This window comes from Bradyrhizobium ganzhouense, from assembly GCF_049949285.1.
In the GTDB taxonomy this organism is placed as follows: domain Bacteria; phylum Pseudomonadota; class Alphaproteobacteria; order Rhizobiales; family Xanthobacteraceae; genus Bradyrhizobium; species Bradyrhizobium ganzhouense.
Genome location: NZ_CP181318.1, coordinates 7,714,086 through 7,740,964, shown reverse-complemented (window position 1 = coordinate 7,740,964; position 26,879 = coordinate 7,714,086). Strand labels below are relative to the sequence as shown.

Below are 26,879 nucleotides of genomic sequence, written 5' to 3'. Positions count from 1 at the left end.
AGCTTCACATTTTTGCCGGCCTGCAGGGATTGAGCACCTCGGCGTATTTCGGCGAGGGCTCATCCGCTCTGGCCATCGAGCTCACGCTCGCCGCCGAAAGCAAGGACAACAGGATCGACAGGCATTTGCCAGCAAACTTCATACACTCTTCTCCGTCGATAAGAATCGCAGATCGCATAACCGCAAGGTTGCAAGACGTCGTGCTCGAAAGCAATTTGGCGGCTTCCAGACATCAAGCGCGGTCGCGCTGGCGACAACAACTGCCTATCGCAAGCGAGCGCAAGTGGTTGTGAAGGCTATTCCGACGTCACAACCTCGTAGGTGGGGTTTGCTAAGGTAGCCGGCCGCATGGGTTCAGCGCGCGATTCATGATCTCTATATGAACCACACCAGAGCCAAAAAAGGCAGCTGCGGCTGGAATCGTCATGATGGCGATCGGACCTCTTGAGATGCGCGACGAATAGCCTGCTGGTGACCTTGGTGAGAAGGCCCATCGACGGTATCAGGCTCGAAGGTCCTGACCGGCTTGGCATCGCAGGGCTCGACGCCTTTGATCGCGAAGCCCCACACCTGGCCGCTGTCGGACTGGGTGACGCAGAGCCCGGCTGGAGCACAGATCCACGCCATTGGTGGAGCACCCATGGTACGCGGCGCGATCATGACCTCGCCATGTCCCGTCAGCAGTGCGTGCGATTCCGAGTGTGATCAACCCGCCCCATAGAAATGGTCCACGACCTGAGGCCTGGTCAGACAGCCTGAGCTTATGAAGTCATCCCCAAAACTTCCCGGAATCGCGAGCATTGTTGGCTCGGCGGTGCGCCCCCGAAGATTCCGCCCTGGACCGTTCAAGACGACAGGTCAGGCCAAGTCGAAAGGTGCAGCGTCCGGAATTGTACCCCACCAAAACAGAGAGGCGACGGCATGTTTTGTGTGTGGCAAACTTCTTTGCCAACGTTTGAAAGGACAATTCGTCCACCAGAGCCGCTCGCAGCGCTCACGCTCAGGAGCAGTCGGATGATTACGCCGGTTCGACGGAACTGGAGTCCAAAAGAAATGTTCAATGCTCTGACGCCGGCGATGTTCAGCGCCGAACCGTCGGTTGTGCGCGCACGTTGGAATAAATTGTGGCCTGACCTGTGCACGGAATATGACGCCAGGCATTTGAAAACCGAGTTATCCGTCCGCAATCTGATCGCTACCGATGAAGCTCGGGCGTTTTTTACTGTCTGGGCCGCAGACGAAGAGCGTCACACCGATGGCTTTATCCGCATCATTGAACTTGTCACCAATGGATCCGAGAGGAACCTCCGAGAGAGGTTGGAGGCTCGACCGCATGATTTCGGTGCGATCAATGACCACCTCGCCGACGAATTCTCTGTGATGGTTATGATCGCTTTTGATGAGATGTGCACTTGCCACGCCTATGCCGCCGAGAAGCCGTTCTATACCGAACTTCGCAACGACATCTTCCATCATTGGCTGCGAGAGGTGATTGCCGACGAGGCGGTTCACTCGATGAACGCCGTTAACGTGATCCGCGCACGCTATCGCGACCGCGTTGGAGAAATTGGTGCAATGCTCAATAGGATAATCAGCGGCATTGATGATCTGAGCTATGCTGGCACCTTCGTGCTGGACTATTTCGGCGTCGTATACACGAAGGAATTGCTCGACAAATGCCGCGTCGCGATCCTGAGAAATGTCGAAAAGCCTCTCCCGACCGTAGAGCGAGACAGATCGAGCCATCGCCCAGATTGACGTCGACGCCGTGACCCCGTTGCGGAGTAATTCCGGCAATTTAGAACCCGCTCCGATTCCATCGGAATGGAAAAGGCTCTAGACGCTCCTCCTAGCATAGCAGTGCGGATCAGGTCGACCGCCGTGAGGTCGCCACGCTGAAGGCCGCCGAGTGGGACAGAAACTGACAGCAGCTCACACCTTGGTTCCTGCCAGGCGCTGCGGCCGTTTCGGCCAATGCACGCCCGGTGCCGCAGCAGCGGGATTCAAACCGCAAGAGAGAGAGGAAGAGGGCAGCGTGGAATGCCACGACGGGTTGGAAGTCGAGAGAGGCTTTCGGCTGCCCGTTGTGGAGAACCGAAATGACAAAGCCAGTCCAAAAGATCACGCTGTCGCCTTCGCGTGACATTCCCTTCAACAAGCTGGTGCTGAGCCAGTCCAACGTTCGGCGCGTCAAGGCGGGCGTCTCGATCGAGCAGCTTGCCGAGAGCATCGCCCAGCGCACGCTTTTGCAAAGTCTTAATGTCCGCGCCATCGTGGATGAAGAGGGCAACGAGACCGGCATGTTCGAGGTGCCGGCCGGCGGCAGGCGCTACCGTGCTCTCGAGCTCCTGGTCAAGCAGAAGCGCATGTCAAAGACGCAAGCCGTGCCCTGCGTCGTCCTCGACGCCATTATCGAGCACCATGTGCCTTTGCTCGAACTCCCTGTACGTGGACCTGCGGCCGAGGATGAGGTGATCGGCCGGACGATCGCGAGCCTGGTATCCGATGGCGCCTGCTTGCAGATGGGTGTCGGCGTGCTGCCAAACCTCGTCTGCGCAGAACTGAAAGGCCGCAGCGATCTCGGTATTCACACCGAAGCATTAAATCCCGGCCTCGTTGATCTCGTGCGTTCCGGCGTCGTCAACAACCGGCGCAAGGCGATCGATCGCGGCAAGACAGTCTTCACCTTCGCAATGGGTCAGAAGGCGATGTACGACTTCCTGAACGACAATCCGGCAATCGCGAGCGCCCCGGTCGACTATGTCAATGACCCGCGGATCATCGCGCAGAACGACAACGTCGTCTCGATCAACGCGACGTTGCAAATCGACCTGACCGGCGCTTGCAATTCGGAGCATATGCTCGGTCATCAGTACAGCGCCACAGGCGGCCAACTCGACTTCGTGCGCGGTGCTTATGCGTCGAAGGGCGGCAAATCGATCATCGCCGCTCGCTCGACGGCAGCCAAAGGCAAAGTATCGCGCATTGTCGCGCGGCTCGACGGGCCGGTGACCACCCCGCGCATCGACACACACTACATCGTCACTGAGTTCGGCGCCGCCAACCTCAAGGGGCGGTCCTCGACCGAGCGTGCGCATGCGCTGATCGGCCTCGCTCATCCGGAGTTTCGCGACGAACTCACCGCCGCTGCCAAGGCACTGCACCTGATCTGAGGAGGATATCATGGCCAAGACTGTCGCCGACCAGATGGTCGAGACACTGGCTGCCGCCGGTGTTGAGCGGATCTACGGAATCGTAGGCGATAGCCTCAACGGCTTCACCGATGCGCTGCGCCGCCATGGCGGCATCCGGTGGCTACACGTCCGGCATGAGGAAGTCGCCGCATTCGCCGCCGGCGCCGATGCGCATGTCACGGGCGGGCTTGCAGTCTGCGCCGGGAGCTGTGGGCCGGGAAACCTGCACCTCATCAACGGCCTGTTCGACTGTCAACGCTCCCGTGTGCCCGTGGTCGCCATCGCCGCGCAGATTCCCTCGCCGGAGATTGGCTCGGGCTATTTCCAGGAAACCCATCCCGAGCAGCTCTTTCGGGAATGCTCGAGCTACTGCGAGTTGGTCTCGACTCCAGAGCAGATGCCACGCGCGTTGGAGATCGCCGTGCGGCGCGCCATCTACGAGCGCTGCGTCAGCGTTATCGTCATCCCCGGCGATGTTGCACTCAAGCCGGCGCCAAATGCCTCCGCACCTCTGCCGATGGGGCTCGTCCCGGCACAGTCGACCATTGTGCCGTCCGACCCTGCGCTCGATCGCCTCGCCGACCTCCTGAATACTGCGCGGCGCGTGACGCTGCTCTGTGGCAGTGGTTGTGAAGGTGCGCATGATCAATTGATGCAACTCGCCGAAACATTGAAGGCACCGATTGTCCATGCCATGCGGGGCAAGGAGCACGTCGGATGGGGCAATCCCTACGGAGTCGGCATGACCGGCTTGATCGGCTTCGCCTCCGGCTACCACGCCATGGAAGCCTGCGACGCCCTTCTGATGTTGGGCACGGACTTTCCGTACCGGCAATTCTTTCCGAACAGCGCTCGCATCGCCCAAATCGACGTAAGGGCAGAGGCCATTGGTCGTCGAGCGCCGGTGGAACTCGGTCTCGTCGGCCAAGTCGGGCCTACGCTTCGCGCGCTTCTGCCGCGACTGGCGGCGAAGACCGATCGGACGCATCTCGATGCTTCGCTCAGGCACTATGCGGAGGCGCGCCAAGGCCTAGATGATCTCGCCGATGGGCGGTCCGGCGGGACATTGCATCCGCAGCATATCGCCCGCCTGGTCAGCGATCTCGCGAGCGACGATGCGGTCTTCACCTGCGACGTCGGCCTGCCGACGGTGTGGGCGGCGCGCTACCTTGAGATGAACGGAAAGCGTCGACTTCTCGGATCGTTCTGGCATGGCTCGATGGCCAACGCAGGCCATTGGCGCGCAGGCCGCATTCCCACAACGCCAAGTCGTGTCTCTGTCCGGCGATGGCGGTTTCACCATGCTGATGGGCGACCTTCTTAGTCTCTCCCAACTGCAACTCCCCGTGAAAGTGATCGTCTTCAACAATGGGGCGCTTGGCTTCATCGAACTCGAGCAGAAGTCCTCCGGCTTTCTCGATACCGGCACCGAACTCGCTAATCCGAACTTTGCCGCCATGGCGGAGGCGGCCGGAATTAAGGGTGTTCGCATCGAGGATCCCTCTGAAGCTGAGAGCAAGATCGCCGAAGCTCTGGCTCATCCCGGTCCGGTGCTCGTCGACGCCGTTGTCAACCGCATGGAGCTTGCCATGCCGCCCAAGGTGACTGCTGAAATGGCACAAGGCTTCACACTCTACATGTTGAAAGCGGTACTGAATGGTCGCGCCGACGAGATCGTGGAACTGGCGCGAACGAACTTCCTTCGATGAAGGGCAACGCATGCGACCGCGACTTTGCGATAGAAGGCTTTGCCGCCTTAGACTTTATGGATCGCCGATCTTGATCCGCTGGGCCAGAAACTCGAGGAAGACACGGATCCGGAGCGGCAGGAGTCCACCCCAAGATAGACGGCATGTAATTCGTCGATGTCGCCTGGATAAACGCCTCAAGGACAGGGATAAGCCGATTGGCGGCAATATCATCCTTGACCTGGAAACAGGCCAATCGAACTAGGCCGACCTCGTTGAGCGCAAGCGCCCGCAACGCATCGCCATCGCTGGTCTGGAAGAAGCTGACCGGACCATAGTCCCCAATGGTCGTTAGCTTGCGTCAGCACTGGGGGGCACTGCACGAAAACGCTCTGAGTTATTGACGGTCCTGGACCCGCAGGAAAAGGTTCGTGGCAAGGAAGTCCACGAAGACTCTGAGCTTGGGAGATAAATGCCGGCTCGACGGCCACAGGACGTGAAGGGTCTCCCAGGGCTCAGCATAGTCGTCTAGCACGGCGACGAGTACGCCCTCACGAAGTTGCCGGCTTATGGCGAAGTCGGGCAGACAAGCGATACCCATGCCTTTTTCGGCCATACAAATGAGTGGTTCAATCGTGCTTGCTACGGCTGTCCTGGGCAGTTCGGTCTCGATGCCCGCATGCTCGGGCCGAACCGGCCATCGCTCAAACTTCCTGCTGGTCGGAAACTTATGATGCAGGCAGGCATGAGCCTTGAGGTCGTCGGGGATCAGAGGAACACCCTTGGCCGCCAGATAGGCCGGTGCTGCCACAAGGCTTTTGCGATATGTGCCCAAAGCCCGGGTCATCAACCGCGAGTCGCCAATCTCCGCGAAACGCACTACGGCGTCGAAGCCCTCCTCAATCACATCGACGACCCGATCGCTGAAATCGAGATCCAATGTTATCTCGGGATAGGCGCGCATGAAGGCGATAAGAGTAGGCATCATCAGCATGCCGACCAATGGCAGGCCGACACGTAGTGTGCCGCGCGGAGCCTCTTGCGTCTGAGAGAGTTCAAGCTCTGCCGCTTCGATTTCTGAAAAGATGCGCCGGCAGCGTTCGAGGAATAACGCACCTTCCGCAGTTAGCGTGATGCTGCGCGTGCTGCGATGAAAGAGGCGCACGCCGAGCCGTTCCTCCATCCGCGCCACCGCCTTGCCGACCGCCGACGAAGACACGCCAAGTTGGCGTCCCGCGACGGTGAAACTTCGGGCTTCCGCGGCCTGAACGAAGGCATTCAGCGATCCCAGACTGTCCATCCGCGAACCTCCATTGCGGACAATCAAGTCCGATATGTTTGGAACTATGGCCCATTTTTCAAGCCTTCGGGAGAGTTCATCTCTGGCCCGTGTCAGACGGCATTCTGTGGGACGAACATTTCGGTCTCACCGAGCAAGCGCCTTCTGCGGCTTTAAATCGAGATCGGTCAAGGAGATGGTCATGACTTCGCCCGTTGTTTTGATAACCGGTGGACTCACCGGCATTGGTCGCGCCGCCGCCGTCGCCTTCGCCAGGAAGGGCGCCAAGGTGGTGGTTGCCGGTCGGCGTGATGAGGCCGGCAAGGCGCTTGTTAAAGAGCTGCGCTCTTTGGGTTCGGAGGCGGAGTTCATCAACGCCGACGTCCGCAAGGAGGATGACGTCCGCGCGATGGTCGACAAGACCGTCGCACGGTTTGGCCGTCTCGATGTCGCAGTGAACAACGCCGCCACCGAAGGTGCGGTCGGCCCGATCACGGACCAGACCGCGGAAAGCTTTGCCGCGACATTCGAGACCAACGTTCTCGGCGTGGTCCTGAGCATGAAGCACGAAGTGCGAGCCATGCAGGCCCCGGGGAGCGGCAGCATCATCAACATCTCGTCGACCTATGGGCACGAGGGCGCGGCCTTTGCCTCGATCTACGTCGGCGCCAAGCACGCCGTCGAAGGCATCACCAAGTCGGTGGCGCTCGAGGTTGCCAAGTCGGGGGGTCGCGTGAACGCCGTCGCGCCCGGCCCCACGGACACCGGGATGCTGACCCGCTTCACCGGCACGGCGGAGAACAAGGCGGCGCTGGCGACGCAGGTTCCGCTGGGTCGGCTCGGTCTCTCGGAGGAGGTCGCCGATGGCATCGTGTTCCTCGGTTCGGACCAAGCCAGGTTCGTCACAGGTCACGTCCTCAACGTCGACGGCGGTCACAGCGCCAACTGATCCAGTCCGGGCGCAACTTTTACGATCCACACCCGATCAACGCGCAATACAAATCAAGTGGAGGGAGTCCGATGGCTAACGTGGTGAAGAAACACAGCATCTCTTCCGAACTGGCTCAGAAAATGGTGGATGCAGCGGTGGCGAAGGCCAAAGAAATTGGCGTTGCCGAGAACGTGGCGATCCTCGATGACGGCGGCAATCTCAAAGCCTTCAACCGGATGGATGGGGCCCCGCTCCTTTCCGTCGAGATTGCGCAGAACAAGGCGTACACGGCTCTGTTCGGCGTCTCCACGCAGGATTTCTTCAACTTCATCCAGGGCGACCCATCGCTTTTGGCCGGCCTTCCCACGCTTCCGCGTGTGGCGGCGTACGGAGGAGGGTTTCCCATCAAGGTGGACGGGGAGATTGTCGGAGCGATCGGGGTGAGCGGGGCACCCACAGTGCAGAACGACGTCGATTGCGCGAAAGCAGCCTTGGCGCTCTTGCCGGCTAAGTAATGACCGCACGACCATGATGAAACAGCCCCGAGATGGTCGTGCTGTTCTCCCGCGGAGTCGGTACACAGCCATTCAGGAGGAAAAGCCGAAGGAAAGGAGATTGATCATGAGAGCAGATATCTTACCGGGCTCCGTGTTTCCCGACTACGAATTGAGTGACCACACCGCGACTCGACGCAAACTCTCCGATTTACAGGGGCCGGATCCTATGGTCCTCGTGCTGAGCCGGGGAGGCTACTGCCCGAAAGACCGGCGTCAGGCTGAGCTATTGGTTCAACTCTATCGCGAGATCGAAGTCGCTTATTGCCGGCTAGTCACGATCAGCACCGACAATTTGCTCGAGACAAACGAATATCGCACCGGTGTCGGCGCACACTGGCCGTTCTTGTCGGATGCCCGCCGCTCGATTCAACAGGATCTCGATATCGCTGAGTACACGGACCCGACACACAATCCCATGATCCCCCACACGATTGTTTTGGAGCCGGGGCTCGTCGTGTTCAAGGTCTATAACGGCTACTGGTTCTTTGGACGACCGACCAACGAGGAACTTCGACTAGACCTGCGTGCCGTTTTAAGGAAGTGTCGGCCTGATTGGGACATCACTTCCACTGATCAAAAGGCCGCATGGGCTCGTGGCGAGAAAGATCGCTTCCACCCGTATGGAAAGAGCTATGCGAGGGCGCTTGCCGATCAAGACTTATAGACTGACGGCGGCCGCGCCGCCGTGCCGTTTACGTGCCTCCCACCGCCTGATGAGGCGACGTGCGCCTGCGAGATGACGGCATCAGCCGCGATTAGGGGCTCGACCACTTCGATTTATGCAGAAGCGTTGGATCATGCTTGATCATTTCGGTTGCGGGATCAGAAATCACCAAACGTGCAAGTGGGGTATCGAGTGGGATCTTTGTGCACCACAATTACTGAGCTACAAAGAATCAAGGCTTAAGGTGTAGTCGCCATTCCGACAAAGAGAAATTCCGCAGTGATCTCAATCGCCAAAAAAGCTGAGAAATGTCGGAGCGGCTCTTGAAAACATTGCTGAAATTCGGAGACTTCCAAGCTGAATACGAGGGTTCGATTTGCTTCACCCGCTTCGGTAATTAGGCCGCAGACGCAGACTAGACGGAGCCCCGCCTGACGTTCCGAACTGATACCCGTCCGGTCAGGCCACCGCCTGAAGCAGTAATTTGAGATGGTTGCACGTCCCTGATTTGAACCTACCGCTCGATGGGGATGCAGACTCTTAGGCGGACGCCCGGAGAAAAAATTGTAGATTTGGCTTGTGTTGGGAGAAGCAGTGCGCTCCCTTCACTCAAGTCCCCGACCTCTCGCAGGCCAGCTCCTTAGAGCGTTTCACATTTTGACTGAAGCATAACCGGCGTTAGCGAAGTAGTTGGCGCATTCGCGAGGCTGGATGTCCTGGACGAGGTGACCGATGTGGCGCCAGGTGTCCTCGATGGTGCGCTTCTGAGCTTGCCGCATCCAGTGTTTGATCTTGGAGAAGGCCTGTTCGATCGGGTTGAGGTCGGGCGAGTATGGCGGCAGGTACCAGAGCCTGGCGCCAGCAGCCTGGATCATCTGCCTGACGGCTTTAGACTTGTGGCTTCCGAGATTGTCGAGAATGACGATGTCGCCTTCGCGCAGAGTTGGCAGGAGAAGGTGCTCTACATAAGCGCGAAAGCATTCGCCGTTGATCGGGCCGTCGAAGACGCAGGGTGCCGTGAGTTGGTCATGGCGGAGCGCGCCGAGGAATGTGAGGGTACGCCAGTGACCGTGCGGCGCGAAGCTGCGCAGACGGGTCCCTTTGGGGCCCCAGCCCCGCAAAGGGGCCATGTTGGTCTTGATCCAGGTCTCATCGATGAAGACGAGCCGGCCCGGATCGAGCCCGGCCTGCCAGGATCGCCAGCGCTGGCGCCTACGAGAGACGTCGGCGCGAGCCTGTTCGAGGGCGAACAGTGTTTTTTTTGAACCGCAGCCCTTCCCGGCGCAGGAACAGCCAGACCGCGTTGTGCGAGACCTTGACCCCGCGGGCTGCCAGTTCCGCCTTCAGACCATGTAGCGTCAGGTGCGGCGTCTGAGTGATCCGCTCGACGATGAAGGCGCGGTGCGGATCAAGCACGGGCTTGCGGTGGCCGCCCATCTTGCCGGGCACAACCGAGCCGGTCGCTCGCTGCCGCTGTGACCACTTCACAACCGACGAGACCGCAACACCGAACCGTTCCGCCACAGACCGGCAGCTCTCGCCCGCCAAAACCGACGCCACCACACGCTCGCGAAGATCCAGGGAAAGAGGTCGGGTCATGCGATGCTGGCCTCCAATCCAGTCAGCATCTTGAATCACAAACCGCCAAAAACCGGAATCCCCGCCGATTCAATTAAGCAATGAAACGCTCTAGGAGCGGATTCCGACGGTCCATGGGTGAAACCAGGATGAGAGAGGCCGGCGCCTGCTATCACAATGTCAGCCCGTCCCGGCTTTTGGGCTGGCAGGGCCGCGACGTGTTCTGCCCAGCGTTCGAGCGCCTCGCGCATCTCGCCCGCGTACCGGGCGCGGTTATATACACCAGCAACGCCTGCCCGGTGGCCGCTGACGTGGTTTAAGATAGCCTCCACGATGTGTGGCAACACGCTAAGCCGGTCAGCCATCACCGTGGACGCCGATCTCCGAAGATCATGAACTGTCCAATGGGGCAGGGGGGCGCCCAGGGCTTCCGCGATGCGCGCGTCAAGCGCTGCCTTCGACTTTGACCAACCGGAGAACCCACGATGCGGGTCACCGCCGCGTCGGGGTCCGTCACCAAAGAGGAAGTCTCGACCATTTCGACGGGGTGGGAGTAGGGCGAGGGCGGCGGGAACCAGTGGTAGCAAGTGCTCGCGATGGTTCTTGGTTCGGGCGCCCGGCAGCGTCCAGAGCCCCGAAATAGTATCAAGTTCGGCCCACTGCATGCTGCCCACCTCATCACGGCGTTGGGCCGTGAGCAGCAACAGACGCACAATGCGTCCGTAATCGTCATCGCCGCTGGCCCGCCAGATGGCTGATAGCTCCGTCTCTGTGAGGACCCGTTCGCGGCTTCCCGGCTGTGCGGGTCGATTAGTGCCGAGAACCGGGTTCGCGGCAATGTCGAGGCCCTCCCGTATTGCCCAGTTGAACATTGAGGACAGGGCTGTACGGGCGCGGGCTGCCGAGACCGCTCCATGAGCTGATGCGATGTCAGCGATACGAGCCGAGATATGACGGCGGGTGATCTGGAAAACCGAGACCGGATGCAGGGGTTTCCAACTGACCAACAAGTAGCGTTCAATTTCCGAATAAGTGTTCGGCTTCAGCCTTTGTTTGGCGTTCCGGAGATATTGATCCGCGATTGTCCGGAGTGTGTCGGCCGCCTGCAGGCGCGCCTTGGCTTTCTCGTCCGCCGGGTCTTTGCCATCGGCAACCAGGCCCAAAAGCCGCTTGGCCTCCCTGCGCGCAAGCTCGGGTGTCCAAGGGGCGCCGTGAGGACCGATCGTGACGAAGCGTTGTCGACCGAACACTCGGTACTTAAGGACGTAGGTCGCTTGGTCACGTTGACGCCGAACGCCAAAACCCCGCACTGCTTCGCGGTGGTCGGCGTCCCAAATAGTCTCGCCAGGCTTGAGCGCTTGCACTGCACGGATCGTTACACTCGAAACAGCCATCTGTCGCCTCTGTAGCTACCACGTAGCTACCACCATAGCGCCAATTGCAGCGCGGGCAAGGCGGGACACGGCGGGCTTATGCATTGATAATACTGCAGTTTTCGTACGAACGGCGGGAATGGCGTAGCCCCGGCGAAGTCGTCGCGGTGTCTGTGGAACAGGAGGTCGGTGGTTCGAGCCCACCCAACTGTACCAGTGCCGGCTTTGGCATTTCGTCTCCGGCTTTTCCGCAACGGTTATATCACCGCTGGTACAGCGGTTCCTTCCGCTCTTTCCCGGGGATAGCGGAACTCGGTCGTTGCTTGATTTGCTTTTTTCGTGATTTGTTCTTCACCTCAACCTTTAGGTGATGAGATGGCGGAAGAGACGTTCAAGGTTACAATCAACGGTCCTGGGCTCGACTTCAATCAGTCCATCGAGAAGGCTGAGGCTACTTCGATCATGAGCTTTGTGATGACCGGCTCGGCATTGCCAAGTGCTGGTGCTGGAAATGGCAACGGCGCTGGTGCAGGCAATGCTGGGGCAGGCGCCGGGAACAAGGCGGCCGGCCAACACTCCTCGGGGCTAAGCGCGAAGCAATTTCTGGCGCAGAAGAAGCCAACCACTCTTTATGAGCGGATCGCTTGCCTCGGCTACTTCTTACACACGGAAAGGGAAACTTCCGAGTTTGGAGCCAAGGAACTGAGGGAGATAAACAAAGAAGCTGCTCAGCAACCTATTTCAAACCTGCCTCAGCGCGTGAAGGACACCGCGAGCAAGTATGGCTTTATCGCTGCCTCTGGTCGCAGCAAGCAAATGACTATTCGGGGGGACGCAGTCGTAGAAGCGCTTCCGGATCGCGAAGCGGTGAAGGCAGCAATGGCTGAGCATCCCTTGGGGACGAGACGCAAGAAAAAGGGCGTGAAGAAGAAAAAATAATTTGAGGATTAATGCTCGATCAAATAACCGCAGGCTTCAAAGCTCACTTCCCTGACAAGCTCGTCGACGAACTGCTTTCCGCCTACCAGGATGCGAAGCATAATTTCTTCCTTGGCGGCTTACGCTTAAGTGCGGTCGAGGGCGGCCGTTTCTGCGAAGCCGCGATGCGGATGCTTGAACATGCAACGACCAACAAGTTCACCGATCTTGGTCGAATGGTTGCCAGCGACAAGCTTTTTGAGACTTTATCGAACTATCCAAAGGCCCAATTTCCGGAAAGCATTCGCGTCCACATTCCGAGGGCTATTCGCGTCGTCTATGACATCCGCAACAAGCGGGATGCTGCGCACCTAGCCGATGACATAGATCCTAACCTGCAGGACGCGACCCTTGTCGTGTCCGCTCTCGATTGGGTCCTAGCGGAATTCATTCGGCTCTATCACGGGGTCAGCGCGGACGAAGCTACAAGGATCATTGAAGCGATTGTCACTCGGAGGGTGCCAGTAATCGAAGACTTTGATGGCTTCCTCAAAGTGCTCAATCCGAAGCTTAGGGTTTCTGGCTATGTCCTCGTCCTGTTGTACGAGCGGGGGACGGCCGGAGCTACTTTTGCCGAGCTAGAGAAATGGGTGCGCCCGACTATGCGCTCAAATCTCCGGCGCACATTGAGTGGGATGGTGGATGATGCCTTGCTTCACGAGAATGAATTAGGACAATTTTTCCTTACTAAGCTCGGCCGGCAAGAGGTCGAGAAACGCAATCTTCACAGCGTTGCATGATCGCCTTACCTCGTGTCGAGTTACGGTGACAGTGCTGGAATTAAGGTGACGGTGCACGAAATTCCACAACATCAGGCGTCATCAATTTAGTGCATTGTCACCGTAATTCCCAAGGATGGCCTGCTGGCATCTCGGAGGAAGGTGCGTTGGTCAGGTTGCTGGGCATGAACTTTGCCCGCTCTGTCCTGCTTAGTGATGAATAAGCCAAGTAGAAAGCGAACTAGTAGAAGACAACTAAGTGAGAAGTGTCATGACAAAGGTTGTGCCGTCGCAGATCGTCGCGCTGATAGATCGTGTCTACCCTTCTGCGCAATCTGCGCCTGATATGAAAGTGTATTCAGGTGACGCAGCGATTTTAGCCGCGATCATCAATCTAGTGGACGACGTACCGGTCGAACTCCTCACTATAAGCGGGGAGGACTACACCGGCCTCGTAGTTGGATTGGAATCCATGGGTGCGGCCATCGACCGATGGAATCACCGAGGCGGAGACGAGCCGCCTCGTAACTATGATGGAAAAAGCCCCCTGTACCTTGTGAGGGCTGCGCTCGGCAAATGTCAGGATGAGCAGCCAGCGCCTAGTACTAGCGACTTAGGGTTCGTCCGCGACGCGGCGCTGCGCGAGAGTATCCGTCTAGATATCAGCAGCGCTTCCGAGGCCCTTCATCGCAGCGACTTCAAGGCCGCTACAGTATTGTCAGGCTCCGCTATTGAGGCACTTCTGCTATGGACCCTACAGAATGCGGGTCAGATAGGGCCTGTCACCGGTATGAAGAGCGGAGCAAAGGGATCGCCAGAAGGTTGGACGCTTGCTCAACTAATTGAAGGGGCAGGAATGCTTAACTTGATCAGGCCCGAGACAGCGCTGCAGTGCAGTCAAGCAAGAGACTTTCGCAACCTGATTCACCCCGGCAAGAGCCAGAGACTATCCGTCACATGTGATAGGGGAACGGCCTTGGCGGCTTTAGCTGGCGCCGAATTAGTCTCTCGCGATCTCAAATCATGATTGAGAGCCTGTTCCTTTTGTTTCCAAGGTTCACCACAAGCGCTTAATCTAGTGTAGCCGCCCGAATGTCGTGCAGCACCGCAAGCGTCATATCGTTCGCGCCACCCTTTCGGCTCTTCACCATTTCCATGTAGACGCCAAGCGCCTCAGGAAACTGTCCGGGGTAGAAGTGCGTCTCTTTCCTCAAGGCAATTGATCAGCACTTGGAATGCCGCGACCATCGCGGCGCCGTGGGCTGCGGCAACTTCGCCGTCGGGTGAGAGTTTTCCTTTTGGCACTGTTTGCCTCCATTCGACACACCAAAGCGCCTAATGCGATTATTTCAGAATTTGTAATTTAGGGGCAGCATCTCGCCAAAAGAGTTTATGTAAGCGCGCAGTATGCTCGTAGGATGGGTTGAGCCCTTGCGAAACCCATCTCTTCTTGGCCGCGGCTCTCCGTAAGCGCGACATGATGCGTCAGCAACGGCAGCTTCCGCTCCGCCAGATCGACGGTGAAGAAGCATCCACCCGGAACGAAGTTACGACGGTACGCTGTCATGATGTGACACTAGGACGAAACAGGTTAGATGGGTTTCGCAAGGGCTCAACCCATCCTACGGGCTGTCAACGTGATTTCAGGCGACGATGGCCTTGACGAGCGCGGTGTCCGCGAACTCGATCAGCTCAATGATCTTGCCATCCTGAAATCTGAAGAGGTCCAGGATTTCGGTGGTGAAGACCTTCTTGTTTGGACGGTATCGGATGACAAGGCGGGACCGGATTGCCGCATGATCGCCCTCAACCACCTCGGTCAGGATATCGCGCTGTTCGAAGGCGAAATGGGCGGTGAATTGACCGAAAGCCTCCAGCAATAGCGAGTGTCCCTGAAAGCTTCCTGTCAGGTGCAGCGCGTTCTTGTCGCCGATCAGGTTGAACGAGCCCTCGGGATGAAAAGCTGCCACCAGGCCGTCCAGGTCACCGGTAGCGCGCGCGGCGTAAGCGCGCTTGATGATTTCGAGTATCTCCTCGCGATGTCCCATGTCCGCCTCCCCGTGATGCGTGTCATCGCAGGATAGCTACCTTTGCGTGCAAAGGCAAAATCATAGCGAGGCTGACCTCGCCGCCACCGTCATTTCGAATTATTCCACCACCTTTGCGGCGGTTGCCAGCAGCGTCTCCGGCACCGTGAGCCCGAGTGCCTTGGTGGCTTTGAGGTTGATCGACAGATCGGATTACGGTGACAGCGCTCACCGTAATTGACAAACTTCCAAATCCCAGCCGGGCTGACAAACTTCGCCTTCCGTTTCTTCCGATTGCAATCAACGAAGCTAAAGCCCTCGGGCGGTTGAGTTGCCATGCGGCGTTCGACGTCGCCTCTTGTGGTTTGGCGCCGGACAGTTCGATACTCAACGATAAGAAGACAGCGTGTGCAGAACACAATGCCGACCTTTGCGATCGACATGTTGTGGCTTGTCTGGCCGAACAGTTTGCAAACCACGCGCCGCAAGAAGAAACCGAAAGATTGCAGTAGACGCTGCATTCAACCTATCTTAGCATCTCAAAATTCAACCGTGAAGGATTGCTCTGTGCATATTGCCCGTCACCTATTCGTTGTCCTACTCGCCTCTGCTGCTTTCGGTGCGCAAGCGGCACCGCTAGAGTATCCGGGAGAAAGGCCTTCATGTACGGGGAAATCAAAATTCCCGGTCTTCGACATCTCGATGCCCGTTCATACACTGAGTGTGCAGAACGGAAAAAAGTCGATGCTGGACGCGTTACGGGATGACTTCAAGGTCAATACGATCATCCGTTACTATGATGATCCCGATAACCCTACGCTGGCCGGCAAGATTCTGAAGGAGGATGAGTCTACAGCGATCCTACATGCGAAATTTAAAATTGCTGTGGTCTTTCAGCACAAGAGCCATTCGGTATCGAAATTTCAAGATGGCGAAGGCACCAAGGATGCAGGATTCGCCTGGAATCTCGCGGAGAAGAACAAGCAGCCCTACAAGACGGCGATCTATTTTGGGATTGATGGGCCTTTTGAAGAAGATGAGCTTCGGCAACGATTTGGCGACGGGAAGGATGATGAACTGATCGGAAAGATGCGGCTTGTGGTAAAGACTTATTTCCAGGAAATCCAAGCGGCGTTCGCGAGTTTTGCCAAGAAAGAAAAGGTGCCGGGCTACGACATCGGCATATATTGCTCGGCTGAAATGTGCAGTGTGGGCGACGATCTAAAGCTCCCGCATATGTGGGTGAGCGCTGCGGGCCGCGATTCGGATTATTTCAAGAAGCTGATGGCGAAACCGGCCAAGGTGAATCTTCTGCAATCGAGGGAATCGCTGCCATGCGACGGGTGGGTTGGTGTCCCACACGGCCAAGACCCGACGTTCGACATTGACCAGGTGAACGATGGCAATCCCAACTTGGGCACTTGGGATCGGAAGCGCAAATAATCCTGCTGATCTATCGTAACTGGTTCTCGGTCAAGCGCCTTCTTGTGACCGACACTTCAACCTCCTGTCGTAGTTCCCGCAGGAGTACGGTGACAGTGCACTAAATTTCAGACCTGTAGCGCGTGTGCTAACCGCCACGCTGATCAGGGCCAACTTTGTCGACCGTCACCGCAATTGCTTGGGCTCAATGGCTCAATGGCCGTGCAGCGCGCGATACCCCGCGTTTCGCAGCTTCAGCACGTGCAAGGTTGCGGACTCGGCCGCGGATACGCGAGACGTCACGTACATCTGCGAGGCTAGGAAGAGACAAATCGAAAATGCAATCGTCGTCGTCGCACTCGCGATCTGGTGCCAGGCGCTCATCGTTCCCTCTTCCTCAAGATAGCTTTCAATTCAGAAGCACCATTGGGGTCCTTTCGTTCCATCGTTCGGGAAAAATCGGCAATCGGCGTGGAGGACCTTTTTATGATCCAGCGTGTTTGTCGTTGCAGCAGGGACAAACAACGCTGAGGGAGCTGAGCAATGAACGGTATTATCTATCTCGTCGGTCTCATCGTCGTGGTTGGCGCAATTCTCTCGTTCCTGGGACTGCACTGATCGATCGCTGGCGGCGGGCCCGAAGTGGCATTGCGGTGCAGGTGCTGGAAACGCGACGCCGCGCATCCGCGCGATGGGCTTTCCCCCAACGCAAAAAGCCCCGGCCTGGCTGGGGCTTTCGTTGCACCGCGTCGTGTGCGCCGATCCTCGACACGATCCAGCGAGCACGTGAGGCCGCGCTGCAATGTCAGTGATCGCTAAGAATACGGACAAGCTCCACTTCGAGCCTCAAGCCGGGCGCTTGCTTTGCGAAGCCCGTGCAGAATGTGGACGAGCCATCGGTCGAGCGGCCTGACACCACGATGTCGATCTCATCCAATCCAAAGACACCCGGCGGTCCCGGCGTCACACGCCGGGCAGAGAGACTGGCTTTGAAATGCCCGCCCGCCATGGTCCAGCTTCCCGCATAAGCAAAGGTGGAATCGCCGCCGTCCAGTGTCCCGTCAGGGGCGAATTCGACGACTCCCGCGCCTTCGCCAACCGGCGTCTTGAACCAGACCGAATATTTGCCCGGGGTGATCAATCAAGCCCACCATCACAACCGATATCCACGCTGAGTTGAGCCAGAGCAAAATGGCCATCGCGTGGCGGGCGCGTGCGTGAGGCCTGCGCAGGTGGCGCGGTATCTCCGCCGCTACCTCACTCCCGCCACCACCATCACCACCACCGGCAACGTCACCGCCGCCAGCAGCGTGCATAGCGCCACCGCGGTCACCGTAGCTCCTCGGTTCGCAATGCGCTATCGGTAGCGAGCCAAAGACGTTTATGGAAAAGCAACCAGGCGAGAATGACCGTGAGTTTCTTCGAGCGTCTAAAGACAGAAGCATCCGCTGAGTGGCGGGCCTACACCGAGCATCCCTTCACCAACGGTTTGGCAGACGGCTCGCTCCCCGGGGCGGCGTTTCGTCACTACCTCGTTCAAGACTACCTGTTCCTCATCGAGTTTGCTCGTGCCTACGCGCTCGCGGTCTACAAGTCGCCCAGACTTGCCGACATGCGTGAAGCAGCGGCCGGCCTTTCGGCCATCCTTGATGTCGAGATGAACCTGCATGTGAAGCTCTGTGCCGATTGGGGTCTATCCCCGGCCGACCTTGAACAGACCCCACCGGCGGCCGAGATGCTGGCCTATACACGCTACGTGCTCGACGCGGGAATGCGCGGCGATCTGCTGGCACTCAAGGTGGCTCTTGCACCCTGCGTGATCGGGTACGCGGAGATTGCAACGCGGCTCGCCTCGCGCCCCGATGCGGACGCTGCGACGAACGCCTATCGCGTCTGGATCGCCGAGTACGCCGGCGTGCCGTACCAGGAGGTCGCTGCCAAGGCGCGGGCGCACCTGGAGCATCTCGCCGATCTCTACGCCACGCCGGCGCGCGAGACAGAGCTGATTGCGATCTTCAAGGAAGCCACCCGACTCGAGGCAGACTTTTGGGAGATGGCCTGGCGCGCGGGCCTGCGTGTTCAATGACCCTTTCGGCAGTCGTCGGGCGCATAACCTGATTGGACGCTTTCCCTTCGCTTCGAGAACGGGCGGCGTTCAAAGTGCAACCTACCTCACCCCCGCCACCACCATCACCACCACAGGCAACGTCACCGCCGCCAGCAGCGTGCACAGCGCCACTGCGCCCGACACCGGGTTCACCATCCGCTGATACTGAACCGCGAAGATGTAAGCATTCGCGCCGGTCGGCATCGCCGCGAACAGCACGACGACGCCGGTCACGATCGGCGGCAGGTTCAAGAGTTTTGCCATTGCGAACGCCACCGCGGGCATCGCCAGCAGTTTTAATGCGCTCATTGCGGCGACGCTTCTCATCTCGCCTTTCACCTCGAACCGAAACAGGTTGATGCCGAGCGCGATCAGGGCGGCCGGCGATCCCGCCTGCGCGAGCAGCTCGATGGTCTTGTCGACGACGGGGTTGAGGCCGAGGCCGGTGAAACGCCAGACCACGCCGAAACCGATGCCCAGCATCAGCGGATTGCGCGCGAGATCTGCGAGCACGGGCCGGATCACCGCCAGCGGCGAGCCCGTTCGCTTGCGGCTGACAAGCTCCATCTGCAAAATGCCGCAGAGCCAGAGCAGCGGCGTGTTCACCGACAGGATCAGCGACATCGGGCCCGCCGCCTCGTTGCCCAGCGCCGAGATCACCAGCGGAATGCCGAGCATCACGATGTTGCCGTAGACCGAGCCGATCGCGAACACGACGCCGTCCTCGCGGTCCTCACGCCGTTCGCGCATCACTGCCGAGATCATCAGCGCCGCGATCCAGGTGACGGCGAGCGCGCCGTAATAGGCGCCCCACATCCGCCAGGGACTGACGTCGGGGAATTCCGAGACGACGATGGTGCGAAACAGCAGGGCGGGGATCGCGATGCTGAAGGCGAATTCGGAGATGCCCTTGTGTGCGCCCTCCGAGACGAAGCGAAACAGCACCGACGCATAGCCGGCCGCGATCAGCGCAAACACCGGCGCGACGATCAACACGGTGGCCATGCGGTCCTCCCCCTCACGGGGAGATTAGGCCGACCACCCCACGCAGCTCTCGATCCTGCCATCATGCCGGTGTTTTGCCCGACGTGTCAAAGGAAATTCGTAAAATCCGCAAATGTCGGGAATTCGCGAGGGCGCCCAGGGCTCTGGCTACTATGCATGGGGTTGTTTTGGCGAAGTCTAGCCGCGGGGCGACCCCACCCACCGCCGTCATCCCCCGCGAAAGCGGGGGATCCAGCACGCCGCGGCCTCTCGGGGAACGTCAGGCGCCTCTGGAATACTGGGTCACCCGCTCCAGTGCGCAATTGCGCACAGGGCGGGTGACGACAGCGGAGAAGACGGCAGGCTTCCCTCCCTGTTGCCGAGAGCGCACAGCTCTCGGGTTTCGCTCCACGCCTCGTTGCCAACGAACGCCCGTTCACCCACTATCCCCTGCGACTCGACACTTGGGGGGATCGATGCCGGCGTTTCGCTTGAAGACATCCTTGGCCGCCGCAGGCCTCTCGCTTGCGCTCGCCGTCCTGCTCCAGCCGGGCACAGGCTTCGCCTACACGCCTGAGCAGCAGCAGGCCTGCACGCCTGATGCGATGAACCTGTGCGGCGAGTTCGTCCCGAACGTCGATGCCATCACCGCCTGCATGATCCGGAAGAAGGCACAGCTGTCGCCGCAATGCGCGGTGTTCTTCCGCCGCGGGCCGGAGCCGGTCGCCGGTGCACCGACCAACATCAAGCCGGTCGTGGCGAAGAAGACCAAGCCGAAGAAGAAGAAAAAGACCGACGACGGCTAGACGTCCGCGTTCGCCCTCGAAACCGGTCACGCCCCCCTCCCGTCAAAATGACTTAGGGTGCATCAGCCACGCGACAGCCACCGGACTCGTTTTGTTCGCGTAGGCCGCGCGGGCGCCTGCAGCGATTGCGACCACGCGCAATGGGAAAGACCGCGTGAAGATTTGCGCGGCGAGGTTGCAATCCGCTCTTCCCCTTGAAATGGCCTGCAAAACGCTCGATTGCCCGCGTGAACAGCGATTCATGACGGTTCGTGTCTGTCGTCGCACGCAGCAGTGTGACTCAAAGCCAACACGTCTTGTTATTTCGTGGCTCTGAGTCAACTCCCGATAGATTTTTCTTTCACGAATCAGCGCGGTGATTCATTTTCGCGGCCTGGGGTCAATCTGGAGGCCAGAGGTATGAACGTTATTGTTTTTGCATCGCGTAAAGGCGGCTCGGGCAAGAGTACCCTGGCCGCACATCTCGCTGCGCAGATCAAGGCGAGCAAGCAGGTAATGCTTGTCGACGCGGATCCGCAAGGCTCGCTCACGCTGTGGCACAAGCTGCGTGGCACCAACGAGCCGCCGATCAAGGCAGCGGTGAACTCGGTCAGCGGCATCGTCTCCGCTGCCAAGCGCGACGGTTACGAATGGGTGCTGATCGACACGCCGCCGAATCTCTCGGCCGTGGTCGACGACGCGATCAAGAACGCGACGATGGTGGTCATCCCGGCACGGCCCGGCGTGTTCGACGTCAACGCGGTCCAGGAAACCATCCAGATGTGCCGTGCGGCGCGCAAGCCCTATGCGGTCGTGCTCAACGGTGCACCGGCGCGGCGCGACGAGTCCGAAAGCCCGATCGTCACCATCGCCCGCGAGGCGCTGGCAAAATTCCGCGCTCCGGTGTGGGGCGGTCAGATCACCAACCGTTCGGATTTGCTGATGGCACTCAGCCACGGCGAAGGCGCGCGGGAGTATCAGGCCGAGAGCCGTGCAGCTCAGGAAATTGCGAGGCTGTGGGCGGCGATCGAGCGTTCAGTGAAAGCTATTCGCGGCACGGCGTCGGCTTCCGGCGCAATGCACAAGCAGGCGGCATAATTTCATCAATCATTTCCCCGGACGAAAAACGCGCGGATGTTCGCGCGTTTTGCGTTTCTGGGGACTGATGGTGACGTTACGCGATCATCAGCATGTAGAACACGATGACCGGCGACAGCGTCAGGATCACCGACCAGATGCCGACGGCCCAGATGATGTCTTCGGTGGAAAAGCCCTGCTGTCCGGCGTCATAATGCGACGCCGCATCATTCTGATTGTTCAAGATCGCCCCCGCGATTTCTTCGCTTATGGGCCGAACGATACGCGGGATGTTTTAAAATTCAGGCTCGCTGCGGCGCTCGCATTTTGAGCGCATTTGTGACCCCGGCTTAACCATGCCCGCGATCTCGCGTCGTCAGGCGAGCCAGACCCGAAACAGCAGCACCGGCATCAGGCCGAGCAGCACGGCCCAGAAGCCGAACGACGACACCACCAGAATTCCCTGCAAAAGATCGGCAGGCGCGAAGATTTCCGCCGCGGTCGGGCGAACGCGTTGCCCCATGGTCATTCCCCCCTGTTGAAGACTCTGCAGGGAACGATAGGCGCGATTGCGTAAACGCGGCGTGGATGCGCCATGCGGCAGGTGCGAAGTCCGTTCGCACCCGGTTAACCACACGATGCTCTCTCACACCCTCTCCCCGTTCTTCTGGGGAGAGGGTGGGTGAGGGGCTAACACCACCCACTATGCTTGCGCCTGATCTCGTCCAGGTGATCCCAAACCGATGTCACGACGTCCTCGCTCAGCCCGATGTCGCGGCGCAGCCACGCGGACATCGGAAATGTCTCGACCCGTCCATGCTCAGGTCTGGATGAAAGGTGTTGCCATATGGCTGTCGGGGCGTAGTGCCACCAACGGTTCCTCATAGACCGATTTTTCTGACCTCCGCTCGATCTCGCGATCAATCGCGGCCGCGAGCTCGCTGCTCACCTCCACCATCGGCAGGCGCACCTCGGGGCTGTCGATCAGGCCCGCTCGCCACAGCCAGTACTTCGCCGGCGCGGGGCTCGGTTCAGTGAAGAGCAACCGTGTCAGCTCCGTGACGTCCTGCCAGCGCGCCAGCGCCGCGTCCTGGTTGCCGCGCTTCAGCTCGGCATGCACGGCGGCGAAGGTTGCGGTCTCGAGATGGGCCGACAGTAAAATGCCGCCATCGGCGCCGTCGCTGAGTGCCTCAAAGTAGTTCGCGTCCTCGCCGGTCAGCACGCGAAAGCCCTTCGGCCGATCGCGCAGCAAGCCGATGGATTGCTCGCGGCTCGCGCCGCAATCCTTCAGGCCGATGATGTTGGGATGCTCGGCGAGTCGCAGCATGGTCTGGTTGGTGATGCCGACGGCGCAGCGATAGGGGATGTTGTAGAGCGCGAGCGGCCAGGCGGCGTGATCGGCCAGCGCCTCGAAATGCGCGAGGATGCCGCGCTGCGACGGCCGCACGTAATAGGGGCTTGCGATCAGATAGAAGTCGATCGGCCAGTCCGCGGTCTCATCCAGCCGCTCCTTCATCCGCGACGTGTCCGCGCCCGACAGTCCGAGGCCGATCGGCAACGTCCGGCGGCCGGCCGCCATCTCGTCGCTGACGATGGCGACGAGGCGCTCGAGCTCGGCGTCGCGCAGCGTCATGCCTTCGCCCGAGGTCGCCCCCAGGATGAAGCCGTCGATGCTTTGCGCGGCGTAGTGTCGCGTCAGCCGCCGCAGCGACGTCTCGTCGAGGCGACTGTTCCGAAACGGCGTCACCAGCGGCAGCCAGAGCCCATGCATATGGGTTCGCAAGTCGGTCATGTTTATTCTCCTTCTCAAAGAAAAACCTGAGACGGAGGCTCATGAAAAAACCCCGTCCAGGCGGCGGGGTTTTCGGGATTTGCTTGCGATGACGAAGCGGTGATTAGCGCGCGCAAGAATCCGAGGTCCCCGGGTGGGGGCCTTTTTTCGAGACGATTGCGCACGACTTCGTGATCATTTGGAAATGATGCGGGGTATGCCCAAAACTGTCAATACACGCGGAAGGCGAAAGCCGAATTGGGCAGAAAAAAAGCCGGACCCGAAGGCCCGGCTTAGGTATTGGCCACGTGAGGCCGACACAATCACCTTCCAAGAGGGATTACTGAACTCCCGCGCCACTGGAGGAGGGGGACAAATGCGCAACGCGAAGGCTCAGCGTGCAAGCAGTATGGGCTTGACGAGCGGCATGCAGCAACAGCCGAGGCCGCATGTCAGTCATGCGGAAATCACGACGGCCAGCGCTGCGCCTTGCTCACCACGAAGTCGCGGAACACCTGCACGCGCGCGACGGTCTTCAGCTCTTCCGGATAGACGAAATACGTATCGAGCTGGATCGAATCCGATTCGCCGAACAGTTGTACGAGGCGGCTCTGTTCTTCGATCAGGTAATCCGGCAGTGCCGCGATGCCGAGGCCCTGCTGACAGGCGCGCACCAGGCCAAGGATGTTGTTGACCCTGAAATAAGCCTCGCGCGGACCCGAGCCGTTGCGCCCGGCTTCGACCAGCCAGTTGCGGTTCTGAAGATGCGGCGCGAAGTTGCCGTCAGACAGCGTGATGATGCGGTGGGAGTCGAGCTCCTCCAGCGTCCGCGGCGTGCCGAAGCGCTTGATGTAATCCGGCGAGCAATAGGCGTGGAAGCCCATCGCGAAAAGCTTGCGCTGGATCAGATCCGGCTGCGTCGGCTTGCGGGTGCGGATCGCAACGTCGGCCTCGCGCATCGACAGGTCCAGCTCCTCGTCGGTGACGATCAGCGAGATCCGGATCTCCGGATAGAGCGCGGTGAATTCGCCGAGCCGAGGGATCAGCCAGTTGATGCCGACGCCGGGCGTGGTGGTGATCTTGAGATCGCCGCTCGGCCGCTCGCGGCTGTCGGTCAGTTTCGCGCGCGCCGCCTGAAGTTGCATGAACACGTCATGCGCGGTGCGGAACAAGAGGTCGCCTTGCTCGGTGAGGATCAGGCCGCGGGCGTGGCGGTGGAACAGCGAGACCGAGAGCTCCTGCTCCAGTGCCGAGACCTGGCGTGAGACCGCCGATTGCGACAGGCCGAGCTGCTCTCCCGCATGCGTGAAGCTGCCCGCTTCCGCCGCCGCGTGAAACACCTTCAGCTTGTCCCAATCCATATCCGTAAATCCGTCGCGTGTTCGAGGCATGATCGTTATTCCGCTGCCGCGCGCTCGCTGGCGCGCAGGGCCAAGAAACGTTCGGCCTCGAGGGCTGCCATGCAGCCGAGGCCGGCGGCCGTCACGGCCTGGCGATAGGTTTCGTCAGCGACGTCGCCGGCGGCGAACAGGCCGGGCACGGAGGTCGCGGTCGAGTTCGGGGCGACCTCGACATAGCCCGACGGTTTCAGCTTGATCTGGTCTTTCACGAGCTCCGTCGCCGGCGCGTGGCCGATGGCAATGAAGATGCCGTCGGTCTTCAAATCCGAAAGCGCACCGGTCTTGACGTTCTTCAGGCGCACATGGGTGACCTTGTTCGGGTTCTCGGTGCCGCAGATCTCGTGGACGGCGGAGTCCCAGACCACCTTGATCTTCGGGTGCTTGAACAGGCGCTCCTGCAGGATGCGCTCGGCGCGGAAGTGATCGCGGCGATGCACGATGGTGACCTGCGAGGCATGGTTGGTCAGGTACAGCGCCTCCTCGACTGCGGTATTGCCGCCGCCGACCACCACGACGTCCTTGTTGCGGTAGAAGAAGCCGTCGCAGGTGGCGCAGGCCGACACGCCGCCGCCCTGGAATTTTGCCTCGGACGGCAGCCCGAGCCAGCGCGCTTGCGCGCCGGTGGCGAGGATCACGGTCTCGGCGAGATAGACGTCGCCCGAATCGCAGGTCAGGCGGAACGGCCGCCGCCCGGTCTCAAGCTTGGTGACCAGGTCGGTGACGATCCTGGTGCCGACATGGACCGCCTGCTTCTCCATCTGTTCCATCAGCCAAGGGCCCTGGATCACGTCGGCGAAGCCCGGATAGTTCTCGACATCGGTGGTGATGGTGAGCTGGCCGCCCGGCTGGATGCCCTGGATCAGAATCGGCTCGAGCATCGCGCGCGCGGCGTAGATCGCCGCGGTGTAGCCGGCGGGGCCGGAGCCAATAATGACGACCTTTGCATGGACAGGGGCGGACATATTCACGGACGCCTTTCACCGGGGGATTGCAGCGCGCGCGCGGAACGTGCCGGGAGGCCTCGCGGAGGCGCTGAAATATCAGAGCTAATCTAAGCCTTCTGGTGAGCTATGCAAGAATTGCATTCCCTGTCGGCGGATTTTTCCAACAAGGAACAAAAGTCGATTGCGCTGCACGCGCAATAAAATTGCTCAGTTGGCTTGGATTGGGCTATGAGGATTGCGACAGACCCACCCGATACCGCCGTAAGGCCAGGAGTTCCAATCACGTGTCGCGGAACCTAGACGAGATCGACCTCAAGATTCTGTCCGAAATCCAGGCCGACGGTCGAATCACCAATGTCGAGCTCGCCAAACGGGTCGGCATTTCGCCTCCGCCCTGCCTGCGCCGGGTCCGGGCGCTGGAGGAGGAGGGCTACATCCACGGCTACCGCGGGCTCTTGGATGCGCGAAAGCTCGGCTTCGACGTCACGGTGTTCGCAGCCGTGCACCTCTCCAGCCAGGCAGAGGCGGATTTGCGCGCCTTCGAGGAGTTCGTGCGCGCCGAGCCGCTGGTCCGGGAGTGCTGGATGCTGTCCGGCGAGGTCGATTTCATCCTGAAATGCGTCGCTCCCGACATGGCGACCTTCCAGGATTTCGTGACGCACCTGACCGCCGCACCGCACGTGCGGAACGTGCGGACCTCGCTGGTGCTGCACAATTCGAAGTATGAGGCGGCGGTCCCGCTGGACGTGAAGGGAAGACGGTAGGACCTCCTCCGTCATTGCGAGCGGAGCGAAGCAATCCAGAATCTTTCCGCAGCGACAGACTGGATTGCTTCGCTGCGCTCGCAATGACGGGTGGAAGGCGAACGGTCACCGCCGCATCGCGTCTATACTGATCGGACCGCCGCCTGCCGCTGCGAGATAGAGGCAGGCAAAGCAGAGCACGATCGCCAGCGCGCCGTCGTTGACGAGCGGGAAGAAGCTGTGCGGCAAATGCTCGATGAAATAGGCAAAGGCCATCTCGCCCGACAGGATGAAGGCGACCAAGCGGGTCAACAGGCCCAGCATCAACAGCCCACCGAGCACGAATTCGAGCATGCCGGCGACGCCCCATAGCGACAGCGGCGTGACGTCGGCAAACATGTCGATGGGCGGATATTTGAACAGCTTCGCGACGCCGTAGTGGAAGAAGAGAAGCCCGGTGACGAACCTGAACAGGCTGAGCAGATAGGGCTGGCTCTGCGCGGCGATGCGATCGATGTCCATCGTGTCCTCCTTGAGGCCTGGCGTACGGCGACGCCAGCATGGCGGAGGCGCGAGGGGTTCACAATCGAGCGCGGAAACGAGCAGACATAAAAAAGGCCGCGCGGGGCGCGGCCTTTTCAAGGCGTTAGCGCGGGCG

Annotated in this window: 26 protein-coding genes and 2 pseudogenes; 15 read left to right on the top strand and 13 right to left on the bottom strand. The window is 59.9% G+C overall.

Annotation, left to right across the window (positions count from 1 at the left end; genetic code table 11):
• Positions 1–4: 4 nt before the first annotated feature.
• Positions 5–142 carry a hypothetical protein gene (locus tag ACLFLU_RS35990; RefSeq protein ID WP_426409407.1) on the bottom strand — a complete coding sequence of 46 codons (138 nt, stop codon included), beginning with the start codon at positions 140–142 and terminating at the stop codon, positions 5–7.
• Between the two features lie 872 nt (positions 143–1,014).
• Here ACLFLU_RS35990 and ACLFLU_RS35985 point away from each other — a divergent pair.
• From ACLFLU_RS35985 to poxB, 3 genes and pseudogenes are all read left to right on the top strand, one after another.
• A complete protein-coding gene (locus ACLFLU_RS35985) occupies positions 1,015–1,758 on the top strand; it encodes a hypothetical protein (RefSeq protein ID WP_426409406.1) in 744 nt (247 codons plus the stop codon).
• Positions 1,759–2,204: 446 nt separating this feature from the next.
• A pseudogene (locus ACLFLU_RS35980) lies at positions 2,205–3,173 on the top strand (acetyl-CoA hydrolase/transferase C-terminal domain-containing protein); the annotation flags it as partial.
• A gap of 10 nt (positions 3,174–3,183) precedes the next feature.
• A pseudogene (gene poxB / locus ACLFLU_RS35975) lies at positions 3,184–4,903 on the top strand (ubiquinone-dependent pyruvate dehydrogenase).
• A gap of 376 nt (positions 4,904–5,279) precedes the next feature.
• On the opposite strand, the gene ACLFLU_RS35970 reads toward poxB, so the two are convergent.
• Complete coding sequence (locus ACLFLU_RS35970) at positions 5,280–6,182, bottom strand: LysR family transcriptional regulator (RefSeq protein WP_426409405.1); 903 nt, start codon at positions 6,180–6,182, stop codon at positions 5,280–5,282.
• A 181-nt stretch (positions 6,183–6,363) separates the two neighbouring features.
• Between ACLFLU_RS35970 and ACLFLU_RS35965 the strand changes: the two genes are divergently transcribed.
• The 3 genes from ACLFLU_RS35965 (at position 6,364) to ACLFLU_RS35955 (ending at position 8,313) form a co-directional block, all read left to right on the top strand.
• Positions 6,364–7,110: an SDR family NAD(P)-dependent oxidoreductase gene (locus ACLFLU_RS35965; protein WP_426409404.1), complete on the top strand. Its 747-nt coding sequence runs from the start codon at positions 6,364–6,366 to the stop codon at positions 7,108–7,110.
• 71 nt (positions 7,111–7,181) lie between these two features.
• Positions 7,182–7,607, top strand: coding sequence for a GlcG/HbpS family heme-binding protein (locus ACLFLU_RS35960; protein ID WP_426409403.1), 426 nt, complete (start codon positions 7,182–7,184; stop codon positions 7,605–7,607).
• A 106-nt stretch (positions 7,608–7,713) separates the two neighbouring features.
• A complete protein-coding gene (locus tag ACLFLU_RS35955; protein WP_426409402.1) occupies positions 7,714–8,313 on the top strand; it encodes a redoxin domain-containing protein in 600 nt (199 codons plus the stop codon).
• A gap of 650 nt (positions 8,314–8,963) precedes the next feature.
• Here ACLFLU_RS35955 and ACLFLU_RS35950 read toward each other — a convergent pair.
• Together ACLFLU_RS35950 and ACLFLU_RS35945 are read right to left on the bottom strand one after the other, a co-directional pair.
• Positions 8,964–9,912, bottom strand: a protein-coding gene (locus tag ACLFLU_RS35950) for an IS630 family transposase (protein WP_426409401.1) whose coding sequence is annotated in 2 segments (ribosomal slippage) — positions 8,964–9,575 and positions 9,577–9,912 — 948 coding nt in all. Because the reading frame shifts where the segments join, the coding sequence is not laid out codon by codon here.
• A 35-nt stretch (positions 9,913–9,947) separates the two neighbouring features.
• Positions 9,948–11,285, bottom strand: coding sequence for a tyrosine-type recombinase/integrase (locus ACLFLU_RS35945; RefSeq protein WP_426409400.1), 1,338 nt, complete (start codon positions 11,283–11,285; stop codon positions 9,948–9,950).
• Between the two features lie 354 nt (positions 11,286–11,639).
• Here ACLFLU_RS35945 and ACLFLU_RS35940 point away from each other — a divergent pair, with 354 nt between their 5' ends.
• The 3 genes from ACLFLU_RS35940 to ACLFLU_RS35930 all read left to right on the top strand — a co-directional run bounded on the left by ACLFLU_RS35940 (position 11,640) and on the right by ACLFLU_RS35930 (position 13,988).
• Positions 11,640–12,203 (top strand): hypothetical protein, encoded by a 564-nt coding sequence (locus ACLFLU_RS35940; protein WP_426409399.1) that lies wholly within the window; start codon positions 11,640–11,642, stop codon positions 12,201–12,203.
• Positions 12,204–12,214: 11 nt separating this feature from the next.
• Positions 12,215–12,982, top strand: a complete 768-nt coding sequence (locus tag ACLFLU_RS35935) for a hypothetical protein (RefSeq protein ID WP_426409398.1) — start codon at positions 12,215–12,217, stop codon at positions 12,980–12,982.
• A gap of 250 nt (positions 12,983–13,232) precedes the next feature.
• Positions 13,233–13,988, top strand: a complete 756-nt coding sequence (locus ACLFLU_RS35930; RefSeq protein ID WP_426409397.1) for a hypothetical protein — start codon at positions 13,233–13,235, stop codon at positions 13,986–13,988.
• Positions 13,989–14,604: 616 nt separating this feature from the next.
• On the opposite strand, the gene ACLFLU_RS35925 is transcribed toward ACLFLU_RS35930, so the two are convergent.
• A complete protein-coding gene (locus ACLFLU_RS35925; protein WP_426409396.1) occupies positions 14,605–15,009 on the bottom strand; it encodes a nuclear transport factor 2 family protein in 405 nt (134 codons plus the stop codon).
• Positions 15,010–15,408: 399 nt separating this feature from the next.
• Between ACLFLU_RS35925 and ACLFLU_RS35920 the strand changes: the two genes are divergently transcribed.
• Positions 15,409–16,431, top strand: a complete 1,023-nt coding sequence (locus ACLFLU_RS35920; RefSeq protein WP_426409395.1) for a glycoside hydrolase domain-containing protein — start codon at positions 15,409–15,411, stop codon at positions 16,429–16,431.
• Positions 16,432–17,215: 784 nt separating this feature from the next.
• Here the strand turns inward: ACLFLU_RS35920 and ACLFLU_RS35915 are convergent.
• Positions 17,216–17,551, bottom strand: coding sequence for a hypothetical protein (locus ACLFLU_RS35915; protein ID WP_426409394.1), 336 nt, complete (start codon positions 17,549–17,551; stop codon positions 17,216–17,218).
• A gap of 91 nt (positions 17,552–17,642) precedes the next feature.
• Between ACLFLU_RS35915 and ACLFLU_RS35910 the strand changes: the two genes are divergently transcribed.
• Positions 17,643–17,777, top strand: a complete 135-nt coding sequence (locus ACLFLU_RS35910; RefSeq protein WP_426409393.1) for a hypothetical protein — start codon at positions 17,643–17,645, stop codon at positions 17,775–17,777.
• Positions 17,778–17,821: 44 nt separating this feature from the next.
• Complete coding sequence (gene tenA, locus ACLFLU_RS35905; protein ID WP_426414143.1) at positions 17,822–18,496, top strand: thiaminase II; 675 nt, start codon at positions 17,822–17,824, stop codon at positions 18,494–18,496.
• An 81-nt stretch (positions 18,497–18,577) separates the two neighbouring features.
• Here tenA and ACLFLU_RS35900 read toward each other — a convergent pair whose 3' ends face one another.
• Positions 18,578–19,522 (bottom strand): AEC family transporter, encoded by a 945-nt coding sequence (locus ACLFLU_RS35900; RefSeq protein ID WP_426409392.1) that lies wholly within the window; start codon positions 19,520–19,522, stop codon positions 18,578–18,580.
• Positions 19,523–19,977: 455 nt separating this feature from the next.
• On the opposite strand from ACLFLU_RS35900, the gene ACLFLU_RS35895 reads away from it, so the two are divergent.
• Complete coding sequence (locus tag ACLFLU_RS35895; RefSeq protein WP_426409391.1) at positions 19,978–20,307, top strand: hypothetical protein; 330 nt, start codon at positions 19,978–19,980, stop codon at positions 20,305–20,307.
• Positions 20,308–20,706: 399 nt separating this feature from the next.
• Complete coding sequence (locus ACLFLU_RS35890; RefSeq protein WP_028150667.1) at positions 20,707–21,384, top strand: ParA family protein; 678 nt, start codon at positions 20,707–20,709, stop codon at positions 21,382–21,384.
• 76 nt (positions 21,385–21,460) lie between these two features.
• Here the strand turns inward: ACLFLU_RS35890 and ACLFLU_RS35885 are convergent, their stop codons facing one another.
• From ACLFLU_RS35885 to trxB, 5 genes are all read right to left on the bottom strand, one after another.
• Positions 21,461–21,607, bottom strand: a complete 147-nt coding sequence (locus tag ACLFLU_RS35885; protein WP_198029538.1) for a hypothetical protein — start codon at positions 21,605–21,607, stop codon at positions 21,461–21,463.
• 132 nt (positions 21,608–21,739) lie between these two features.
• A complete protein-coding gene (locus tag ACLFLU_RS35880) occupies positions 21,740–21,886 on the bottom strand; it encodes a hypothetical protein (protein ID WP_426409390.1) in 147 nt (48 codons plus the stop codon).
• A 297-nt stretch (positions 21,887–22,183) separates the two neighbouring features.
• A complete protein-coding gene (locus tag ACLFLU_RS35875; protein ID WP_426409389.1) occupies positions 22,184–23,155 on the bottom strand; it encodes a 4-hydroxy-tetrahydrodipicolinate synthase family protein in 972 nt (323 codons plus the stop codon).
• A 446-nt stretch (positions 23,156–23,601) separates the two neighbouring features.
• Positions 23,602–24,525 (bottom strand): LysR family transcriptional regulator, encoded by a 924-nt coding sequence (locus ACLFLU_RS35870; protein WP_027534296.1) that lies wholly within the window; start codon positions 24,523–24,525, stop codon positions 23,602–23,604.
• A gap of 5 nt (positions 24,526–24,530) precedes the next feature.
• Complete coding sequence (gene trxB / locus ACLFLU_RS35865) at positions 24,531–25,496, bottom strand: thioredoxin-disulfide reductase (RefSeq protein WP_426409388.1); 966 nt, start codon at positions 25,494–25,496, stop codon at positions 24,531–24,533.
• Between the two features lie 266 nt (positions 25,497–25,762).
• Here trxB and ACLFLU_RS35860 point away from each other — a divergent pair, with 266 nt between their 5' ends.
• Positions 25,763–26,242, top strand: coding sequence for an Lrp/AsnC family transcriptional regulator (locus ACLFLU_RS35860; RefSeq protein WP_057741909.1), 480 nt, complete (start codon positions 25,763–25,765; stop codon positions 26,240–26,242).
• Positions 26,243–26,347: 105 nt separating this feature from the next.
• Here ACLFLU_RS35860 and ACLFLU_RS35855 read toward each other — a convergent pair whose 3' ends face one another.
• On the bottom strand, positions 26,348–26,743 hold the full coding sequence (locus ACLFLU_RS35855; RefSeq protein WP_426409387.1) for a DoxX family protein: 396 nt from the start codon (positions 26,741–26,743) through the stop codon (positions 26,348–26,350).
• Between the last annotated feature and the right edge of the window lie 136 nt (positions 26,744–26,879).

Bases quoted from the DNA above. Each gene is read 5' to 3' on its own strand.
- ACLFLU_RS35960 (WP_426409403.1), top strand. From the start codon at position 7,182: ATGGCTAACGTGGTGAAGAAACACAGCATCTCTTCCGAACTGGCTCAG.
- ACLFLU_RS35985 (WP_426409406.1), top strand. From the start codon at position 1,015: ATGATTACGCCGGTTCGACGGAACTGGAGTCCAAAAGAAATGTTCAAT.
- ACLFLU_RS35970 (WP_426409405.1), bottom strand. From the start codon at position 6,182: ATGGACAGTCTGGGATCGCTGAATGCCTTCGTTCAGGCCGCGGAAGCC.
- ACLFLU_RS35855 (WP_426409387.1), bottom strand. From the start codon at position 26,743: ATGGACATCGATCGCATCGCCGCGCAGAGCCAGCCCTATCTGCTCAGC.
- ACLFLU_RS35875 (WP_426409389.1), bottom strand. From the start codon at position 23,155: ATGACCGACTTGCGAACCCATATGCATGGGCTCTGGCTGCCGCTGGTG.
- ACLFLU_RS35945 (WP_426409400.1), bottom strand. From the start codon at position 11,285: ATGGCTGTTTCGAGTGTAACGATCCGTGCAGTGCAAGCGCTCAAGCCT.
- ACLFLU_RS35870 (WP_027534296.1), bottom strand. From the start codon at position 24,525: ATGCCTCGAACACGCGACGGATTTACGGATATGGATTGGGACAAGCTG.
- ACLFLU_RS35965 (WP_426409404.1), top strand. From the start codon at position 6,364: ATGACTTCGCCCGTTGTTTTGATAACCGGTGGACTCACCGGCATTGGT.
- ACLFLU_RS35940 (WP_426409399.1), top strand. From the start codon at position 11,640: ATGGCGGAAGAGACGTTCAAGGTTACAATCAACGGTCCTGGGCTCGAC.
- ACLFLU_RS35920 (WP_426409395.1), top strand. From the start codon at position 15,409: ATGCCGACCTTTGCGATCGACATGTTGTGGCTTGTCTGGCCGAACAGT.
- ACLFLU_RS35880 (WP_426409390.1), bottom strand. From the start codon at position 21,886: ATGGGGCAACGCGTTCGCCCGACCGCGGCGGAAATCTTCGCGCCTGCC.
- ACLFLU_RS35895 (WP_426409391.1), top strand. From the start codon at position 19,978: ATGCCGGCGTTTCGCTTGAAGACATCCTTGGCCGCCGCAGGCCTCTCG.
- ACLFLU_RS35935 (WP_426409398.1), top strand. From the start codon at position 12,215: ATGCTCGATCAAATAACCGCAGGCTTCAAAGCTCACTTCCCTGACAAG.
- ACLFLU_RS35890 (WP_028150667.1), top strand. From the start codon at position 20,707: ATGAACGTTATTGTTTTTGCATCGCGTAAAGGCGGCTCGGGCAAGAGT.
- ACLFLU_RS35900 (WP_426409392.1), bottom strand. From the start codon at position 19,522: ATGGCCACCGTGTTGATCGTCGCGCCGGTGTTTGCGCTGATCGCGGCC.
- trxB (WP_426409388.1), bottom strand. From the start codon at position 25,496: ATGTCCGCCCCTGTCCATGCAAAGGTCGTCATTATTGGCTCCGGCCCC.
- ACLFLU_RS35925 (WP_426409396.1), bottom strand. From the start codon at position 15,009: ATGGGACATCGCGAGGAGATACTCGAAATCATCAAGCGCGCTTACGCC.
- ACLFLU_RS35955 (WP_426409402.1), top strand. From the start codon at position 7,714: ATGAGAGCAGATATCTTACCGGGCTCCGTGTTTCCCGACTACGAATTG.
- ACLFLU_RS35990 (WP_426409407.1), bottom strand. From the start codon at position 142: ATGAAGTTTGCTGGCAAATGCCTGTCGATCCTGTTGTCCTTGCTTTCG.
- ACLFLU_RS35930 (WP_426409397.1), top strand. From the start codon at position 13,233: ATGACAAAGGTTGTGCCGTCGCAGATCGTCGCGCTGATAGATCGTGTC.